Origin of the sequence: Streptomyces narbonensis (assembly GCF_014649015.1) — a bacterium.
GTDB lineage: Bacteria > Actinomycetota > Actinomycetes > Streptomycetales > Streptomycetaceae > Streptomyces > Streptomyces narbonensis.
In genome coordinates, this window is record NZ_BMSF01000075.1 from 1 (window position 1) to 1,056 (window position 1,056).

The following is a 1,056-nucleotide window of genomic DNA, read 5'->3' on the forward strand; positions in this document are numbered from 1 at the left end:
TGTATTGATCACGAGCGTTGTTGACACTCGGCAGGTCTTGAACATGGCGAAGACCTCCGGTGTGGTGGGAGCTGTCTAGGAACTCACCGCACGGAGGTCTTCGTGCCCCACCGTAATGCCCGGCTGACCGTCTTCGGTAGGAGACTGCTGGTCGAACGTGTCTGCTCAGGCCGTCCGGTCGCTCATGTGGCCGCCGAGATGGGCATCTCCCGGGCCACCGCCCACAAATGGATCCGCCGGTGGCGGACCGAGGGCGAGGCTGGTCTTCACGACCGGTCGAGCCGACCTCACACGACGCCGCACCGGACCGCGTCCGCGGTAGAAGACCGCGTCTGCGACCTGCGGCAGAGCCGCAAGCTCGGCCCGGCCCGGATCGGCCCGATCCTGGGCCTGCCCGCCTCGACCGTGCACCGGATCCTGACCCGCCACCGCCTGAACCGGCTGGCCTGGCTCGACCGGCCGACCGGCACCGTGATCCGCCGCTACGAGCGTGAGCGACCCGGGGAGCTGATCCACGTCGACGTGAAAAAGCTCGGCCGGATCCCCGACGGCGGCGGCCACAAGACCAACGGCCGCCAGGCCGGCCGCCCGATCCGCGGCATGGGCTTCGACTACGTCCACTCCGCCGTCGACGACCACTCCCGCCTCGCCTACAGCGAGATCCACCCCGACGAGAAGGTCGCGACCTGCGCAGGCTTCCTGACCCGCGCGGCCGCCTTCTTCCATAGCCAGGGCATCGACCGGATCGAGCGAGTCCTGACCGACAACGCCTGGGCCTACCGCAAAGGCCTGGCCTGGAGAAACGCGCTCGCCGACCTCGGCGCCACCGGCAAACTCACCCGGCCCTACCGGCCCCAGACCAACGGCAAGGTCGAACGCTTCAACCGGACCCTGCTCGACGAATGGGCCTACCTGCGGCCCTACACCTCGAACACCGAGCGAACCGAAGCCCTGACAGACTTCCTCCACACCTACAACCACCACCGCTGCCACACCGCACTCGACGGACACCCGCCCATCACCCGAGTCAACAACCCTGCGAGTCAATACACCTAG

General features: G+C 67.9%; 1 protein-coding gene. It reads left to right on the forward strand.

The window, feature by feature from the left end; genetic code table 11:
* Positions 1-102 precede the first annotated feature (102 nt).
* The gene (locus tag IE124_RS34040; RefSeq protein ID WP_189513885.1) at positions 103-1,056 is read left to right on the forward strand and encodes an IS481 family transposase; all 954 of its coding nucleotides are present in this window, start codon (positions 103-105) and stop codon (positions 1,054-1,056) included.